At 55.0% G+C, this 15,643-nt stretch carries 16 protein-coding genes, 1 tRNA gene and 1 pseudogene; 12 read left to right on the top strand and 6 right to left on the bottom strand.

From position 1 onward, the window contains the following. Positions 1–7: 7 nt before the first annotated feature. From nusB to F822_RS07860, 4 genes are read left to right on the top strand one after another with little or no spacing between them, the layout of a single operon-like run. Positions 8–523: a transcription antitermination factor NusB gene (gene nusB / locus F822_RS07875; protein ID WP_025041493.1), complete on the top strand. Its 516-nt coding sequence runs from the start codon at positions 8–10 to the stop codon at positions 521–523. A gap of 11 nt (positions 524–534) precedes the next feature. After that, positions 535–1,515 carry a thiamine-phosphate kinase gene (gene thiL, locus F822_RS07870; RefSeq protein ID WP_025041492.1) on the top strand — a complete coding sequence of 327 codons (981 nt, stop codon included), beginning with the start codon at positions 535–537 and terminating at the stop codon, positions 1,513–1,515. Continuing rightward, positions 1,484–2,116, top strand: coding sequence for a phosphatidylglycerophosphatase A family protein (locus tag F822_RS07865; protein WP_331458251.1), 633 nt, complete (start codon positions 1,484–1,486; stop codon positions 2,114–2,116). Before thiL ends, F822_RS07865 begins: the two co-directional genes overlap by 32 nt. 51 nt (positions 2,117–2,167) lie before the next feature. After that, positions 2,168–2,677, top strand: a complete 510-nt coding sequence (locus tag F822_RS07860; protein WP_025041490.1) for a CinA family protein — start codon at positions 2,168–2,170, stop codon at positions 2,675–2,677. Between the two features lie 12 nt (positions 2,678–2,689). Here the strand turns inward: F822_RS07860 and F822_RS07855 are convergent, their stop codons facing one another. Next, positions 2,690–3,328 carry a TIGR00645 family protein gene (locus F822_RS07855; protein ID WP_025041489.1) on the bottom strand — a complete coding sequence of 213 codons (639 nt, stop codon included), beginning with the start codon at positions 3,326–3,328 and terminating at the stop codon, positions 2,690–2,692. A 163-nt stretch (positions 3,329–3,491) separates the two neighbouring features. Between F822_RS07855 and F822_RS07850 the strand changes: the two genes are divergently transcribed. The 7 genes from F822_RS07850 (at position 3,492) to F822_RS07820 (ending at position 11,268) form a co-directional block, all read left to right on the top strand. Beyond that, positions 3,492–4,829: a tetratricopeptide repeat-containing S1 family peptidase gene (locus F822_RS07850; RefSeq protein WP_025041488.1), complete on the top strand. Its 1,338-nt coding sequence runs from the start codon at positions 3,492–3,494 to the stop codon at positions 4,827–4,829. 187 nt (positions 4,830–5,016) lie between these two features. Next, positions 5,017–6,039, top strand: coding sequence for a recombinase RecA (recA, locus tag F822_RS07845; RefSeq protein ID WP_025041487.1), 1,023 nt, complete (start codon positions 5,017–5,019; stop codon positions 6,037–6,039). A 34-nt stretch (positions 6,040–6,073) separates the two neighbouring features. Beyond that, positions 6,074–6,526 (top strand): recombination regulator RecX, encoded by a 453-nt coding sequence (recX, locus tag F822_RS07840; protein ID WP_025041486.1) that lies wholly within the window; start codon positions 6,074–6,076, stop codon positions 6,524–6,526. Then, the gene (locus F822_RS07835; protein ID WP_231623406.1) at positions 6,523–6,885 is read left to right on the top strand and encodes a hypothetical protein; all 363 of its coding nucleotides are present in this window, start codon (positions 6,523–6,525) and stop codon (positions 6,883–6,885) included. The genes recX and F822_RS07835 overlap by 4 nt, the downstream gene beginning before the upstream one ends. Positions 6,886–6,957: 72 nt before the next feature. Beyond that, positions 6,958–9,546: an alanine--tRNA ligase gene (gene alaS, locus F822_RS07830; protein ID WP_025041484.1), complete on the top strand. Its 2,589-nt coding sequence runs from the start codon at positions 6,958–6,960 to the stop codon at positions 9,544–9,546. A gap of 99 nt (positions 9,547–9,645) precedes the next feature. Then, positions 9,646–10,596: a thioredoxin-disulfide reductase gene (gene trxB / locus F822_RS07825; protein WP_025041483.1), complete on the top strand. Its 951-nt coding sequence runs from the start codon at positions 9,646–9,648 to the stop codon at positions 10,594–10,596. A gap of 45 nt (positions 10,597–10,641) precedes the next feature. Further along, the gene (locus F822_RS07820; RefSeq protein WP_025041482.1) at positions 10,642–11,268 is read left to right on the top strand and encodes a Smr/MutS family protein; all 627 of its coding nucleotides are present in this window, start codon (positions 10,642–10,644) and stop codon (positions 11,266–11,268) included. Here the strand turns inward: F822_RS07820 and F822_RS07815 are convergent. The 4 genes from F822_RS07815 to F822_RS07800 form a co-directional block, all read right to left on the bottom strand. After that, complete coding sequence (locus F822_RS07815) at positions 11,265–11,660, bottom strand: TraR/DksA family transcriptional regulator (RefSeq protein ID WP_025041481.1); 396 nt, start codon at positions 11,658–11,660, stop codon at positions 11,265–11,267. The genes F822_RS07820 and F822_RS07815 overlap by 4 nt on opposite strands. A 118-nt stretch (positions 11,661–11,778) precedes the next feature. Beyond that, positions 11,779–12,324 carry a peroxiredoxin gene (locus F822_RS07810; RefSeq protein ID WP_025041480.1) on the bottom strand — a complete coding sequence of 182 codons (546 nt, stop codon included), beginning with the start codon at positions 12,322–12,324 and terminating at the stop codon, positions 11,779–11,781. Between the two features lie 60 nt (positions 12,325–12,384). Then, positions 12,385–12,918: an REP-associated tyrosine transposase gene (locus F822_RS07805; protein ID WP_025041479.1), complete on the bottom strand. Its 534-nt coding sequence runs from the start codon at positions 12,916–12,918 to the stop codon at positions 12,385–12,387. Between the two features lie 189 nt (positions 12,919–13,107). Continuing rightward, entirely contained in the window at positions 13,108–14,343 is a 1,236-nt protein-coding gene (locus F822_RS07800; RefSeq protein ID WP_025041478.1) for an MFS transporter, read from the bottom strand. Between the two features lie 29 nt (positions 14,344–14,372). On the opposite strand from F822_RS07800, the gene F822_RS07795 reads away from it, so the two are divergent. Next, a tRNA-Arg gene (locus F822_RS07795) sits at positions 14,373–14,448 on the top strand. Positions 14,449–14,530: 82 nt separating this feature from the next. Here F822_RS07795 and F822_RS14850 read toward each other — a convergent pair. Further along, positions 14,531–15,327, bottom strand: a pseudogene (locus F822_RS14850) (IS3 family transposase); the annotation flags it as partial. Positions 15,328–15,643: the final 316 nt, after the last annotated feature.

Genomic DNA, 15,643 nt, shown 5'->3' with positions numbered 1-15,643 from the left:
TTATCCAATGACACAGACAAAACCGGTCGCCAAACAGACAACCCCGTCGTCAGAACACGTGGGAGATTCGGGAGCAGCCACAATCAGGCCGGGTCGGAAAACCCGGCGCCGGCTAGCCCGTGAACTGGCTTTGCAAGGACTTTATCAATGGTGCGTGGCGGGTGGAACCCTTGAGGCCATCGAAACGCAACTGCGCGAGACCAAAGAATTTCCAAGGACAGACGAGAAATATTTTTCAGGTTTGCTGCGAGGCGTTCTGGCGAATGCTGCGGAACTGGAGAAGCATATTCAGCCTTATCTCGACCGGCCTTTCAAGGAACTCAGTCCAGTGGAGATTGCCATACTGCTCCTCGGTACCCACGAGCTGGAAAGTCATCCTGAAATACCCTATCGAGCAGTCATCAATGAAGCGGTGGAGCTCGCCAAAAGCTACGGCGGCACCGATGGACATCGATATGTGAACGGTGTATTGGATAAATTGGCAGCCAAGCTCCGTGTGGTCGAGGTCAATGCAAGGGCCTGATCTCCTTGAAAGTGCATTCCGAATTCGAAATCATCCAGCAATACTTTTCCCGGCCGGCGCCCAGCGCGGTGTTAGGGATAGGCGACGATGCGGCACTCATCAAGCCGGCGACAGATATGGAGCTGGCGGTTTCCACCGATATGCTGGTATCTGGCCAGCATTTTTTCGCGAATGCCGATCCATGCAAGCTGGGCCACAAATCGTTGGCGGTGAATCTCTCAGACATGGCAGCGATGGGGGCAACGCCGCGCTGGGCCACCCTTTCGCTGGCACTTCCCGAAAAAACGGCGGGGGATGAGGAATGGCTTCAAGCATTCTCCAGTGGATTTTTCGGGCTTGCCCACACGCATCAGGTAGAGCTTATCGGTGGCGATACCACAAAGGGACCGCTCAATATCTGCGTTACCATCATGGGTGAAGTGGCCAAAGGAAAAGCATTGCGTCGCAGCGGTGCCAGGCCGGACGACGATATCTGGGTATCGGGCCATCTGGGCGATGCTGCGCTGGGGCTCGCTCATCAGCAGCAACGCATCGTGCTTGAAGCCGGCGAAGTCGACGAGTGTCTTTCCGCGCTGCACAGCCCCACGCCCCGGGTCGCCCTGGGACAGCGACTGATTGGTCTTGCCCACAGCGCCATCGATATTTCTGACGGGTTGTTGGCCGATCTGGGGCATATTCTGCAAAATTCAAACGTCGCGGCTATCATTCATATGGATGAGATAAATTGCTCGGCATCAATCAAAAAACGCCTCCCTCATCCATTGGTCAAGAAGTGTTTGCTGGCTGGCGGCGATGATTACGAACTCTGCTTTACCGCCCCCCGGACTGCGCGCGCAAAAATCGAAATGCTCTCCCGCGAAGAGGGGATTCAACTCACCCGCATCGGCAGAATCGGCGAAGGCGCGGGTCTGGTCGTGCTGGATGCGGCAGGCGGGGCAGTCAAGGTCGAGGTAAAAGGGTATGACCACTTCCATGTCGAGCAGTCACTCTGACAACGGCGATGATAAGCGGATAGGTGGCCAAATCGATGGCCGGCCAGCGCCTGAGCCGGAGGTCGAGCCAATCCCAAAATCTGAAGGGCCCGAGCTTTTAGCACAATCCGAACCCGCCCGGCCGCGTCCCAATAAGGATTTTGTGCGGCGCCATACTGCGCATTTCATCGCATTTGGCGGCGGCGCCGGCTTGAGCCCGGTTGCGCCCGGTACGGTGGGAACGCTGGTTGCATTCCCTTTGTTCTGGATTTTGGCTCTCTTTCTCGATCCGGTTGAATTTCTCCTGCTGATTGTTGCCTTATTTATCATTGGCATCTGGGCGTGCAGCGTTACCGGAAAGGCACTCGGTAATCACGATCATGGGGGCATGGTCTGGGACGAGATCACCGCTTTTCTGCTGATACTGCTTTTTACGCCTCATGACCTGCGATGGCAGGCATCCGCATTTCTGCTTTTTCGTTTGTTCGATATAATCAAGCCGCCGCCGATCCGATATTACGATAGAACATTGCGTGGCGGCTTCGGCGTGATGTTCGATGACTTGCTGGCTGCGTTCCTGACGCTGCTTTGCCTGGCTGCATGGAAGGCGTTTGTCATATAGGCCATCTGATACGGATCATTGTAAGGAGTAAATTCGGAAGGGGTTGATGACATGGATGACATGATACTTCAGGATCTCGCCAGACAAGCAGGGATAGCGCTAGCCCAGGAGGAGTTGCTGCTGGCGACAGCCGAATCGTGTACCGGAGGATGGCTGGGCCAGGTCATCACATCGATAGCCGGAAGCTCAGCCTGGTATGAACGCGGTTTTATCACCTATGCTGTCCGCTCAAAACATGAAATGCTGGGTGTGAGCGATGCGACTCTCGAGCAATATGGCGCGGTATCGGAGCAGGCCGCATCCGAAATGGCGGCGGGTGCCATTGCGCGAAGCCACGCCCAGGTCGCGGTGTCCATTACCGGCATTGCCGGTCCCGAGGGTGGCACACCGGAAAAACCGGTAGGAACAGTATGTTTTGCCTGGATAATGAAAGAAGGAATGGCACTCACCGAAACGCGATATTTCAGCGGCAACCGCGAGGAGATAAGACGCCAATCGGTGGGCGGGGCGCTGCAAGGCGTAATAGACCTATTACACAGCATCCCTCCCAAAGTCGCGTAAACCGGTTATTGTTCAGTGGGAATTCCTGGCTTCCTTATGTGAGGTGTTGCCGCTCATGAGGCGATCACTATAGGCGATCGCAATCGCAGAGAGCAGGAAAACCAGATGAATCCCGGTCTGGGCCAAAATGGTTTTCTCATCGTACGCCTTGGCATTGATGAAAGTCTTGAGCAAATGAATGGACGAAATACCGATAATGGCTGTGGCAAGTTTGACTTTCAGCACTGATGCATTGACATGCGATAGCCACTCCGGTTGATCGGGATGACCATCGAGATTCATGCGAGAAACGAAAGTTTCATAACCTCCGATGATCACCATGATCAGCAGATTGGAGATCATCACCACGTCAATCAAACCCAGCACCACCAGCATAATGGTGGTTTCACTGGTCTTGGTAGGCCGGACCGCGCCTTCGATAGCCACTGCATCTAAAATGTGCTGTAACGCTGTCTGGTTACCCATCACAGCGCCGATCAGATCAACCAGTTCGACCCAGAAGTGATACACGTACACACATTGCGCGAGAATCAGCCCAAGGTACAACGGCAACTGAAGCCAACGTGTAGCAAAAATAAAATATGCCAGCGGTTGAATTCTCCTCGAGTGTGCGCCCGAACGAGAGCCGTCGGAATCCCCGTTGTTATTCATAAGCTTCCGCGGTTTGCGGTGAAGAAGTGATTTAATTATTTTACACTGCTGAGCTTTGCTGTGCACATTGTTAGCATCGCTCCACAACATTCACGCATCGATAATGCACCCAGCCAGTACATTGTGAGATGCCGTCGTGAATCTGAATTAAAAAAGAAGAATCATGATATTCATACACCCCGTCGTGCTTGGGGCCTTCCTGTCTGGCATGATTTCGCCCCTTGCCGTGGCTAATGCCCCCGCCAAAGCACGCCATGCCTCCGAGACCCCTGATCAGATCTTCTTGCGGGTGTGGCCCTCCGTCGTTGCCGTGGACATGGTTGACGCCGGCGGTAATCGCATTGGCCCGGGCAGCGGCGTGTTGATCGGGGAGGACGAGGTGATAACCACTTGCCAGGTAGTCAAGGAAGGGAAGCAAGGAGAGGTGCGAAAACCCGGCAGCACCTTCAAGGCCATGCTGCAATACGCCCGGCCAGACCTTGATCTTTGCCAGTTGAGAGTGTCCCGGATGCAAGCTGTGCCCATCGTCCTGGGTACAGCTAAAAAGCTCAGAGCCGGCCAGCGCGTCTATGCGATCGGTACGCAAGGAGCACGGGAGGGACGGGAACCGATCCTGAGCGAAGGGGTGATATCCAGCTTGCGGCCGTATCAGGGCTCGCAATACATCGAGATATCTGCCCTCGTTTCCCCGGCGTCCAGTGGCGGCGGGCTGTTCGACGATCAGGGGCGATTGATCGGAATCCTCTCGCGCCAGTTTATAGAAGGTCAGCATCTCACTTTCGCACTACCAGTGGATTGGATAAGTGAATTGGCAAAGGAGGAGCCGACCAGCTCGGCACCAGCAAAAAATAATGGAATAAACTGGCTTAGCCATGCCTTGGCACTGGAAAAGAAAGCTGACTGGCACGGGCTCCTGAAACTCTCCCGGCAGGAGGTCAAGCGCAATCCCGCAAATGCAGCGGCGTGGTTCAGCGTAGGGACTGCTTTTGCCAACCTCAAGCAATATGACCAGGCGATTCAAGCCTATCGAGAAGCCATACACAACGAGACCGAATATGGCGACGCCTGGCATAGCCTGGGTGTTGCCTATGCCAATCTCAAAGAATACGATAACGCGATCCAGGCCTATGAGGATGCGCTACGCATGCAGCCGGACAATGCCGGGATCTGGTATGACCTGGGCAATACCTACTACGACATCAAACAGTACGCATATGCGGTACATGCCTATCGGGATGCGCTAAGCATACAACCCGCGAATCCCGAAGCCTGGTACAGTCTGGGTAATACCTACGACGCCATGAAACTCTATGGCGAGGCGATCGAGGCCTATGGGGAAACGGTGCGCATTCAGCCGGAGAACGCCGAGGCCTGGTATAGCCTGGGCGTAGCCTATGCGCGCCTGGATGAGCGAGACAAGATGCGGGAGATTTATCAGACCCTGCGCAAGCTGGACCCGGCGAGAGCGGAGCGGTATTTCAACACTTATATCCTGCCCTGAATCTTGTCTTGAATAATGCCGAAGCGAAATAACCTTTTCCAATCAACCCATCGGTGCATAACTCCAGCTTGATCGCGTGAATAAAGGTTAAAACCAGGCAGCCCAAACACGTTGTCATTCCCTCCCCCGCTTCCCGGCCGAGGTCACCTATGCGATAATTCACCCTACCCTACAAAGGAAAAACCTCATGGATGAAAACAGAAGCAAGGCGCTGGCGGCGGCCCTCTCCCAGATCGAGAAGCAGTTTGGCAAAGGTTCGATCATGCGCCTGGGCGCCAACGAGGTTGCCAGAGACATCCAGGTAATTTCCACGGGTTCGCTTGGTCTCGATATCGCGCTGGGCGTGGGCGGGCTGCCCCGCGGCCGGGTAATCGAAATCTACGGCCCGGAGTCCTCCGGTAAAACCACCCTCACCCTACAAGTCATCGCACAAATGCAAAAGATGGGGGGTACTGCCGCATTCATCGATGCGGAGCACGCGCTCGATCCCCAGTATGCGCAAAAAATCGGTGTCAACGTACAGGAATTATTGATTTCCCAGCCCGACAATGGCGAACAGGCGCTGGAAATCGCCGATATGCTGGTGCGCTCGGGCTCGGTTGATGTAGTGGTGGTGGACTCGGTCGCCGCCTTGACGCCGCGAGCGGAGATAGAGGGGGAAATGGGCGAACCGCAGATGGGCCTGCAAGCGAGATTGATGTCCCAGGCCTTGCGCAAACTTACCGCCAACATCAAGCGCAGCAATACCATGGTAATTTTCATCAACCAGATACGCATGAAAATCGGCGTCATGTTCGGCAGTCCCGAAACCACAACCGGTGGCAATGCATTGAAATTCTACGCGTCGGTGCGCCTCGATATACGCCGCACCGGTTCCATCAAGAAAGGCGACGAGGTAATCGGCAGCGAAACGCGGGTGAAGGTGGTGAAGAATAAGGTTGCGCCGCCATTCAAGCAGGCGGAATTCGATATTCTCTACGGAGAAGGTATCTCGCGTGAAGGCGAAATCGTCGAGTTGGGCGTACAGCATAAGCTGGTCGAGAAGGCCGGGGCCTGGTATTCCTACAAGGGCGAAAAAATAGGCCAGGGCAAGGATAATGCGCGCGAGTTTCTGAAAGAACACCGCGACATTGCGATGGAAATAGAAGCGAGGGTCCGCGAGGCCGTAGGCGTCGCCAACCCGGCTATCGAAACCGCGAACGCAGAGTAGTCGCAGCGTATTTTATTGCATCGTCGAGGCCGTCATGACGCGTGCGCCGAGCCTGAAAACCCGCGCGCTGGGTTATCTGGCCCGGCGGGAGCACTCCCGGTTGGAGCTGGAAAGAAAGCTCGCTCGCCATGCCCAAACTCCCGAAGAACTTTCCTCCATGCTGGACACGCTTGAGCAGCGAGGTTTCCTATCCGCAACCCGCATGGTCGAGCACGTGATGCACGTTCGCAGAGGTAGATTTGGCAGCCAGCGGATAGTGCATGAGCTGCGTGAAAAAGGTATTGCAGAGAATTTAATCGCCGCGGTGTTGCCCAACATCAAGGAAACTGAGCAGGAGAACGCGCGCGAAGTGTGGCGAAAAAAGTTTGGTGTGATACCCGCCGACGCAAAAGAACTCGGCAGGCAGATGCGTTTCCTGGTGGGGCGCGGTTTTTCGACGGAAGTGATACGCCAGGTATTGCGCCATTCTGATAAGGAAGAAGCTTGATAGACCGTTGGTCTCACCGGTTGGTTCGAATTGTGCTGGCAGTTGCGACTGCGGGGATTGTGCTGGGTGGTTGCAATCCCATGAATGCCACGCCCATCAGCGAAATAAACGCTTCCCCCGCAAATTTTGACAGCAAGGAGGTCGTGCTTCACGGTGTGGTAAAAGCGCCTACGCGGCTTCCGTTATTAAATCTGAAGTCGTATGTATTGAAAGATGACAGCGGAGAAATCGATATTTTGACCGAAAGCGATCTGCCGAAAGTCGATGAAAAAATCAGCGTGAGGGTAAAAGTTGCAAATATTGCAATTATCAATGGCGAACCGCTGGGAACGACGGTAACGGAAATAGCGCGACACTAGCCGAGACAGCAGGCGTGGCATGGGCGTGGTTGAAGCCCGTCCATCATTCATTATCGTTCAAATGAAGTCGAGATGAAAAGCAGCGAAATCAGGCAACAATTTCTTGAATTTTTCGAGTCGCACGGCCATACGGCCGTGGCGTCGAGTCCCCTCGTCCCCGGCAACGATCCTACGCTATTGTTCACCAATGCGGGCATGGTGCAGTTCAAGGATGTATTTCTCGGCCAGGATAAGCGGCCTTATGTGCGCGCGGCGAGTTCACAGCGCTGCGTGCGCGCGGGCGGCAAGCACAACGACCTCGAAAATGTAGGCTACACCGCACGGCATCACACGTTTTTCGAAATGCTGGGCAATTTCAGCTTTGGCGATTACTTCAAACGCCAGGCCATCAAATTCGCGTGGGAATTTCTTACCGTTATCCTGAAGATTCCCGAAGGGAAACTGTGGATCACGGTCTATGCCGAGGACGACGAAGCCGCCGATATCTGGCTCAACGAGGTGGGCATTGACGCCTCGCGCTTCACGCGCATCGCCACCATGGACAACTTCTGGCAGATGGGCGATATCGGCCCTTGCGGCCCTTGTTCCGAAATTTTCTACGACCATGGTCCGGAGATCGCGGGCGGCCCGCCGGGCACGCCCGAGGCGGACGGCGACCGCTATGTCGAAATATGGAATCTGGTATTCATGCAATACAACCGGGATAGTGCGGGCGTGCTGCATCCGCTGCCCCGGCCGTCGGTAGATACGGGCATGGGATTGGAGCGCATTTCCGCGGTCATGCAGCAGGTCCACAGCAATTATGAGATCGATTTGTTTCAGGATCTGATCAGGGTGGCGGCGCAAGTAACGGACACCGTCGATTTATCCAGCAGTTCCCTCAAGGTGATTGCCGATCATATTCGTGCCTGTGCCTTTCTCATCGCCGATGGCGTGATACCCGGCAATGAGGGCCGCGGCTACGTACTCCGGCGCATCATCCGCCGCGCCATTCGTCACGGCTATAAGCTTGGGCAAAAACAGCCTTTCCTTTACTTGCTGGTGGAAGAACTGGCACGTGTAATGGGGCAAGCCTATCCGGAATTGGTCGACGCCAGGGTTCGTATCGAGGCGGTACTGAAGCAGGAGGAAGAACGTTTCGCCGAAACGCTGGAAAACGGCATGCAGTTACTTGAAGCAGCGCTTTGCCAGGAAAGCCGGCTATTGGATGGCGAAGCCTTGTTTCGGCTCTATGATACCTTCGGTTTTCCGCTGGATCTCACCGCGGATATTGCGCGTGAACGCGGCGTCGAAATAGACCAGGCCGGGTTTGAGCGGGCCATGGAGCGCCAGCGCGAGCGTGCCAGGGCAACGAGCAAATTCACCATGCAGGATGGGATAACGTACAGCGGGCCCGCAACGGCATTCCATGGTTACGAAAGCCTGCAGCATGAAGGGCAAATTCTTGCCATCTATAAGGAAGGCAGCCGGGTCGACTTCATCGAGGCCGGGGATGAGGCGGTGGTTGTACTCGACAGCACGCCCTTTTACGCCGAATCCGGCGGGCAAGTAGGAGACAGCGGCGAACTGCACCCGGCCAATGGCACCTTTGCCGTATCGGATACGCAAAAAATCCAGGCGGATGTATTTGGTCATAAAGGGTTGCTGCGTAGCGGCCGGCTGGTCACCGGCGATAGGGTGCTGGCGAAGGTCAATCGCGACGCACGGGCACGCACGGAGCGCAACCATTCCGTCACGCACTTGATGCACAAGGCGCTGCGGCAGGTATTGGGCGCCCATGTGCAGCAAAAAGGCTCTCTGGTCGATGCCAGCAAGACGCGTTTCGACTTCGTGCACAACCAGCCTGTGACGGATGCGGAAATTCGCCAGGTGGAAGTCTTGGTGAATGCCGAAATCCTGGCCAATGCAGCGACCACGGCGCGCCTGATGACAATAGAGGACGCCAGGAAAACAGGCGCGATGATGTTGTTCGGCGAGAAGTATGGCGACGAAGTACGCGTGCTGGATATCGGCACTTCACGTGAACTGTGCGGCGGTACGCACGTCAAGCGTACCGGCGATATCGGGTTCTTCAAGATCGTGGCCGAATCAGGTGTGGCTGCGGGTATTCGTCGTCTGGAAGCCGTGACGGGCGAGAATGCATTGACTTACATCCAGGAACGGGAATCGCAATTGCAGCAGGTAGCGGACGCGGTGAAGGTGCAACCGCAGGAAGCAGCCGCGCGCATAGCGCAAATTCTCGATAACGTGAAACATCTGGAAAGAGAGCTCGGGCGCCTGAAGTCGAAGCTCGCCAGTTCGCAAGGTGACGACCTTGCCGGGCAGGCCCACGAGGTTAAAGGTGCAAAAGTGCTCGCAATTTGCCTGGATGATGCGGATTCCCGGACCTTGCGCGAAGCGCTGGATAAGTTCAAGAATAAATTACAATCCTGTGTCGTGGTGCTGGGTGCGATAGAAGATGGAAGAGTCAAGCTCATCGCAGGGGTTACTTCCGATCTGGCGACGAAGGTGAAGGCAGGCGAACTGGTCAATTTCGTGGCACAGCAAGTGGGTGGCAAGGGCGGCGGGCGCGCCGACATGGCTCAGGCGGGTGGAACCCAGCCCGATAATCTGCCCGCTGCCTTGGAAAGCGTTGCCGGTTGGGTTGAACAACGGCTGTAAGAAGCGACAGGATTTTTTTGGAAAAACCTCTCGCGATACTGCGCTGCCTCCTCAGCAATTGAACCTGTTTTTTTGAACAATAATCCCCATATATAAAACATGACCAGCAAGCATTCCCGCCTTCTCATCCTCGGTTCCGGTCCTGCCGGCTATAGCGCGGCGGTCTACGCCGCGCGCGCTAATCTCAATCCTGTGCTCATCACCGGCATGGCCCAGGGCGGCCAGCTCATGACCACTACCGACGTCGATAATTGGCCAGCCGATGCAATGGGCGTGCAGGGTCCGGAACTGATGGAACGTTTTCAGAAGCATGCTGAACGTTTCAACACCGAAATCCTTTTCGACCACATTCATACGGCCATGTTGGCAGGCAAGCCCATCACCCTGATCGGCGATCAGGGTACCTATACCTGCGATGCGCTGATTATCGCCACTGGCGCTTCCGCCCAATACCTGGGGTTGCCCTCCGAGGAAGCATTCATGGGCAGGGGCGTGTCCGGCTGCGCGACTTGCGACGGATTTTTCTACAAGGGCCAGGACGTGGCCGTCATAGGCGGTGGCAATACGGCGGTGGAAGAAGCGCTATATCTTTCCAATATCGCGCGCAACGTCACCGTGGTCCATCGGCGCGACAAATTCCGTTCTGAAAAAATCCTGATAGACAAATTGATGGACAAGGTAAAAAACAGCAACGTCAAGCTGGAGCTTGACCATGTATTGGATGAAGTGCTGGGCGATAAATCCGGCGTCACCGGCATGCGCATTAAAAATGTCCAGGACAGCTCAACCAAGAAACTGGATTTGCAAGGCGTATTCATCGCCATTGGCCACAAGCCCAACACGGATATCTTTCAGGGCCAACTGGAAATGAAAAACGGCTATATCATCACCCGCAGCGGAAACGAGGGTAACGCAACCGCAACCAGCATTCCCGGCGTGTTCGCGGCGGGCGACGTGCAAGACCACATCTATCGCCAGGCGGTGACCAGTGCGGGAACCGGCTGCATGGCGGCCCTGGATGCGGAAAAATACCTGGATGCATTGGCGTAGCCACAATTGATCAGCAATTGAGCAACCGCAGATTGAAGATTACGTATGAAACGGCGGGGAAAGAAGGCGGCAACCAAGCTTGCAATCGAGTCTGCAAAGGCTCGAGGAGCCGAATCGACCATTGAGGATGCCGACACCGCCCTGTTTCGCGATGCGGTTCGCGGCGTAGCACCGCTGGCGCCCTCCGATAAAATACCCCTGACTGTCGAGCATCCCCAGCCTATACCACGTCAAACTCTGGACGATGGTCAAACCGCGCCGGTCGATTCGCTATCCGACTATATCTCGCTTGAGATGGAACCGGGCGACGAATGGGCATTTCTTCGCCCCGGCATGCCGCGCCAGACTTTGCGGCGGCTGCGGCGCGGTTATTGGAAGATTGAAGCACAGCTGGATTTGCACGGCCTCACCCGTGACGAAGCCCGTCCGCAACTGGCGGCGTTTCTGGATGCCAGCCGCATACGTGGCGCGCGTTGTGTGCGAGTAATACACGGCAAGGGTCTGAGCTCAAGGAATCATGAGCCGGTTTTAAAAGCCAGGGTTGGAAGCTGGCTTGCCCAGCGCAGCGATGTACTGGCTTTCTGCCAGGCCAGGCCGGAAGATGGTGGCAGCGGCGCCGTGCTGGTGCTGCTTAAGGCACCAGCGCATGGGGCTTATTTGCAGGTGCCTTAAAGGGTGGGATTATTCTCGTGTGAATAGGTCTTTTCGTGCAATCCCTGGCAACGCACACACCGCTGCGCGGTAGGGTAAGCCATGAGTCGCTCAAACCCGATTTCACCGCCACACTCGATGCAGTCGCCAAAATCCAGCTCAGCCAGGCGTTTTAGCGCTGCTTCCACCTCGCGTATCTCATTTACCTGACGGTCCACGAGGTTGGCGTTCAAATCCACCAGCAAGTCGGCAACCGACGCATCGCCGGGATCAGCCACGCTACCGGCCAGATCCGCGTAATGCTGATTGCCGGAACGCTCCAGTTCGCTGCGAATTTCTTCGCGCAATTCCAGATAACGCTGCTGCAGCGCTGCTTTCAGTTGTGCCAGTTGATCGTCGGTCAGGTTTGCCATGATGTCATCCCCTTATAGTGGATTCGGTATTCTCCAACGGTGCACGTAAATGATGCACATAAGCCGAGGCATGCCGTTAACCCATCCTACAGCCAAAACCGTAGCCGTGCGGAAAGTTTTATGAACCGGTTGAACCTTTCAACTTCTTCAAATCCTCTATTATCTCGGCAGAATTACGCGAAGTACTGGCGGACAAATAAACCTTAGCAATCCTGCCTTGCGGGTCGATCAAAAAACTATTGCGTTTCGCCAAACTCCCGTCGCCCCGAAGTGAATCGTAACGCGCGGCAATCTCACCCTTGCTATCCGCCAGAAGTGGGAATGGCAGATTATACTTTTTGGCAAAATCGGCATGACTGGCGGTATCGTCCACGCTCACGCCGACCACTTGCGCACCCAGGTCCGTCAGCTCATGGATATCATCGCGAAACTTGCACGCCTGCTCAGTACAGCCGGGCGTGTCATCCTTTACATAGAAATACAACGCCAGCCACTTTCCACGAAAATCCGCAAGCGTACGCGTTTTGCCATTCTGGTCGGGAAGACTGAAATCCGGCGCAGGTTGACCAACTTTAAGCGGTTCAGCCGCTTCAGCACGTACCGTATGACCCGAAAAGAGCAGAACCATTGCCATCAACGTCGCCAACATTGCCACTGATTTCATCACGTCCTCCCGTAATAGTAGGATGGGTGAAGCAAAGCGCAACCCATCACTTGAATATTTTTACACCTCACCAAATCCCCCGTCACCCGCCTTACCACTTCCAGCCCAGTCCCTGGGATATACACCGACTTCGACATAACGATGAAACGTGGAAAACGGCCAATCGACAACCCATTCAACATGCCGATGCCTGACCGGATTGTAATGAATATAATCAATATGACGTTGCCAATCCGTCTCGTCGCGCAACGTATGCTCCCCATAACGGCGCTGCCAGATACCGCGCTCGCCCTTCAGTATCTTGCTGGGAGAGCGATAATTTGAATCCGTCAAACTGCGCGAAAACACCGCCTTAATACGCCGCCACCGCTCGGGATAATTGGCATCACCCTCCGGCAAAGTCCAGATGCAGTGCAAACGCTCCGGCAGAATAACAATAGCATCAATGGTAAAAGGATATAAAGCCTTAACTCGGCGAAAGGCTCCACGTAGAGCGTCAATGTGATCAACCAGAAGTTGTTGTCTGCGGTCCGCCAGCGCCACCGTAAAAAAGTAGCTGCCGCCCTTGATGAAATTGCGCCGGTATTCAGTCATGATGCAATGCGCCATACATATGTATTTTGATGGGTTACGCTACGCTCCACCCATCCTACGAGTTCTGCGGCGGCAGATATTACGAGCGCTCGGTTACCTTGGTAGGATGGGTGGAGCGTAGCGTAACCCATCATTAGTCCATCCAATTCAACAATACCCATCCCAAAATCAAACGTTATTCCCTCCTTTTTACCCCTCACTTTTCCTCAATTTCCTGACCGGCCAAGCCCAGACTCGCAACAGCAGCGCCGCAAAAGCTGCCAATACACCCGCAAAGAAAAAAGCCATCGTCGCACTTTGAAATTGCCAGATAGAACCAAACAGCAATCCTGCTGGAATCGCCGCAATGCCCACCATCAAGTGATACCAGCCGAAAGCCGTCCCGCGCTCGCGGGGCGCGGCATAATCGCTGATGATAGCTCGCTCAGCACCTTCGCTCATGCCCGTACATAAACCGTAAAAAATGCTTACCGCCCATAGTCCGGCGCTCTGCTCCACTAACCCAAGCAGCAAAAACGAAATTGAAAAAGTGGTCCAGCCGATCAGCATCAACGTGCCGTGCCCCAGCTTGTCGGCCAGTTTCCCACCCCAGGTGGAGGTGGCGGCTTTGCAAAGATACAGCGTCGACCACAACAGCAATAATTCGACTACGCCCACGCCCAATTGGTGCCCCAGCAGCAGGATAAAGGTTTCCGAGGCGCGGGCGAATGTGAACAGCATCAGTACCAGCAGATAACGCCGCATGGGCAGGGATAATACCGACCAGCGCAGAGGCGGCAGCACAACGGGAACTTGAGCCTCGGTATGTTTTTTCTTTTCTTCCTTTACCCCGGTACCGAGCAACAGCACCGCTACAAAGCCGGGTACCGCCGACCAGAGAATCACCTCGGTCAAGCTCAAGTCGGACCAGGCAAGCGCCGCCGCTGCCACGAAGCTGCCCGCCACCGCTCCGCCGTTGTCCATTGCCCGATGGTAGCCAAAAGCATAGCCGTGCATGCCGGGCGGCGTCGCATCCGCCACAAGCGCATCGCGGGGAGCGCTACGCACGCCCTTGCCCACCCGGTCGATGCTGCGCAGCACCAGTATCATCGGCCAGGAACCCGCCAATCCCAGCAGTGGACGCGCTATGTTCGATAGCGTATAGCCCGCCACGGCAAGATTCTTGCGCCGGCCGCTCATGACATCAGAATGCCGTCCCGACCATAGCTTGAGCAGGCTGGCCACCGCATCGGCAACACCTTCGATAAGCCCGAGCGCTACCGGTCCGGCGGCCAGCACCGTCGCCAGCAATATGGGAATGAGCGGAATAACGATATCGGAAGCGAAATCATTGAAGAAACTGACCAGCCCGAGAACGATTACGGTACGTGGCAGTTTTCGGGAATTGGCTTGAGTTGGGCTAGCGGTTTGGTCAGTTTTATTCATACCGCAATTTTAGCGTAAAATGCAGTCACGCCCTGGTAGCTCAGTGGATAGAGCAACCCCCTCCTAAGGGGTAGGTCACACGTTCGATTCGTGTTCAGGGCGCCAATACCATAAGACTTACAACGTTTAAGCGGTTTTCATGCTCTGACCCTACCCCAGAATTAGTACCGGGCTAAAGTAGCGTGTTCACGACATCTTCTCCTTTCAGGCTCTGGCCTACCTCGATGGTCAGACTCTCTCTCGTATAGTTATCCACTACAGTTAGTGCTCGCAGCAGCCTGCTATCGAACAACGCATCTGCGACGAAATCCATGCTCCAGATCTGATTAATGGCAGTAACGTGGTGCTTGGGCTGGCGCAGCCGCGCCGACTTGTTGCGCTTGGGACGCTTGAGCCCTAACGATAGTCCCTCCTCCCGATAGAGTCGGTAAACACGCTTGTGATTATCCTTAAGCCTTCCCGCTGTAACAGGACATGTACGCGCCGGTAACCGTAGTGCACGCGGGCGGCGGCAATTTCCTTGATGCGCATGAGCAGCAATGATGAATCACGGGTGCGAGACTTGTAGACGTACACCGTGCGCGCCAGCTTGAGCAATGCGCAGGTCTGCCTCAAGCTGGCGCGGTAACAGTTGCGCAATTCATCAATCAGGATGCGCTTGCAGGAAGGCTTCAGAGCTTTTTTGACAACACATCCTGCAGCATGGTCTTGTCCAGGCTCAAGTCCGCGACCAGCCGCTTGAGCTTGGTATTCTCCTCTTCCAGTTGCTTCAGCCGTCTCAGCTCGGACGGCCCCAACCCACCGTACTTCTTCCAGTTATTTCTTCTTCCAGTTATAAAACGTGGCATCACTGATGCCCATCTTCCTGCAGACCTCTTCAACCGGCGTACCAAGCTCCGCCTGCTTTAGCGCAAACGCAATCTGCTGCTCCGTATACTTGCTCTTCTTCGCGTCATGCTCCTTTCCATTTAAGGTCAAAATCATGCCGGAAATTCTACTTTTAAATGGTACGGTTTATTGGGGTAGGGTCAGTTTCTTTATTGCAGGATCACATTTTTGAACTACAAATAGATGGCATCCCTTATGAAACGTTTCCTCATAGGATGCTGAATTTTTGCAGTCAGGGAAGCACAAAAAGAAGTTTTAGCTGACATCCGTCGCTATCTCTCCGGGATAGGAGGGGAATGTTGAGGTGTTGCATCTATCCGATGGATAGATGCTGCTTTCTCCGTGCTCAAGCTGGTCAGGGATTTCTTGACTGGATCGGGATATTAAATTTGATTGGTCGTTGCCCATAGGG

Origin of the sequence: Nitrosospira briensis C-128, assembly GCF_000619905.2 — a bacterium.
Taxonomy (GTDB): domain Bacteria; phylum Pseudomonadota; class Gammaproteobacteria; order Burkholderiales; family Nitrosomonadaceae; genus Nitrosospira; species Nitrosospira briensis.
The sequence above is the reverse complement of the archived record's forward strand: the minus strand, read 5'-3'. Positions and strand labels throughout refer to the sequence as shown.

Bases quoted from the DNA above. Each gene is read 5' to 3' on its own strand.
- nusB (WP_025041493.1), top strand. From the start codon at position 8: ATGACACAGACAAAACCGGTCGCCAAACAGACAACCCCGTCGTCAGAA.
- F822_RS07865 (WP_331458251.1), top strand. From the start codon at position 1,484: ATGACCACTTCCATGTCGAGCAGTCACTCTGACAACGGCGATGATAAG.
- F822_RS07860 (WP_025041490.1), top strand. From the start codon at position 2,168: ATGGATGACATGATACTTCAGGATCTCGCCAGACAAGCAGGGATAGCG.
- F822_RS07855 (WP_025041489.1), bottom strand. From the start codon at position 3,328: ATGAATAACAACGGGGATTCCGACGGCTCTCGTTCGGGCGCACACTCG.
- F822_RS07850 (WP_025041488.1), top strand. From the start codon at position 3,492: ATGATATTCATACACCCCGTCGTGCTTGGGGCCTTCCTGTCTGGCATG.
- recA (WP_025041487.1), top strand. From the start codon at position 5,017: ATGGATGAAAACAGAAGCAAGGCGCTGGCGGCGGCCCTCTCCCAGATC.
- recX (WP_025041486.1), top strand. From the start codon at position 6,074: ATGACGCGTGCGCCGAGCCTGAAAACCCGCGCGCTGGGTTATCTGGCC.
- alaS (WP_025041484.1), top strand. From the start codon at position 6,958: ATGAAAAGCAGCGAAATCAGGCAACAATTTCTTGAATTTTTCGAGTCG.
- trxB (WP_025041483.1), top strand. From the start codon at position 9,646: ATGACCAGCAAGCATTCCCGCCTTCTCATCCTCGGTTCCGGTCCTGCC.
- F822_RS07820 (WP_025041482.1), top strand. From the start codon at position 10,642: ATGAAACGGCGGGGAAAGAAGGCGGCAACCAAGCTTGCAATCGAGTCT.
- F822_RS07815 (WP_025041481.1), bottom strand. From the start codon at position 11,660: ATGGCAAACCTGACCGACGATCAACTGGCACAACTGAAAGCAGCGCTG.
- F822_RS07810 (WP_025041480.1), bottom strand. From the start codon at position 12,324: ATGAAATCAGTGGCAATGTTGGCGACGTTGATGGCAATGGTTCTGCTC.
- F822_RS07805 (WP_025041479.1), bottom strand. From the start codon at position 12,918: ATGACTGAATACCGGCGCAATTTCATCAAGGGCGGCAGCTACTTTTTT.
- F822_RS07800 (WP_025041478.1), bottom strand. From the start codon at position 14,343: ATGAATAAAACTGACCAAACCGCTAGCCCAACTCAAGCCAATTCCCGA.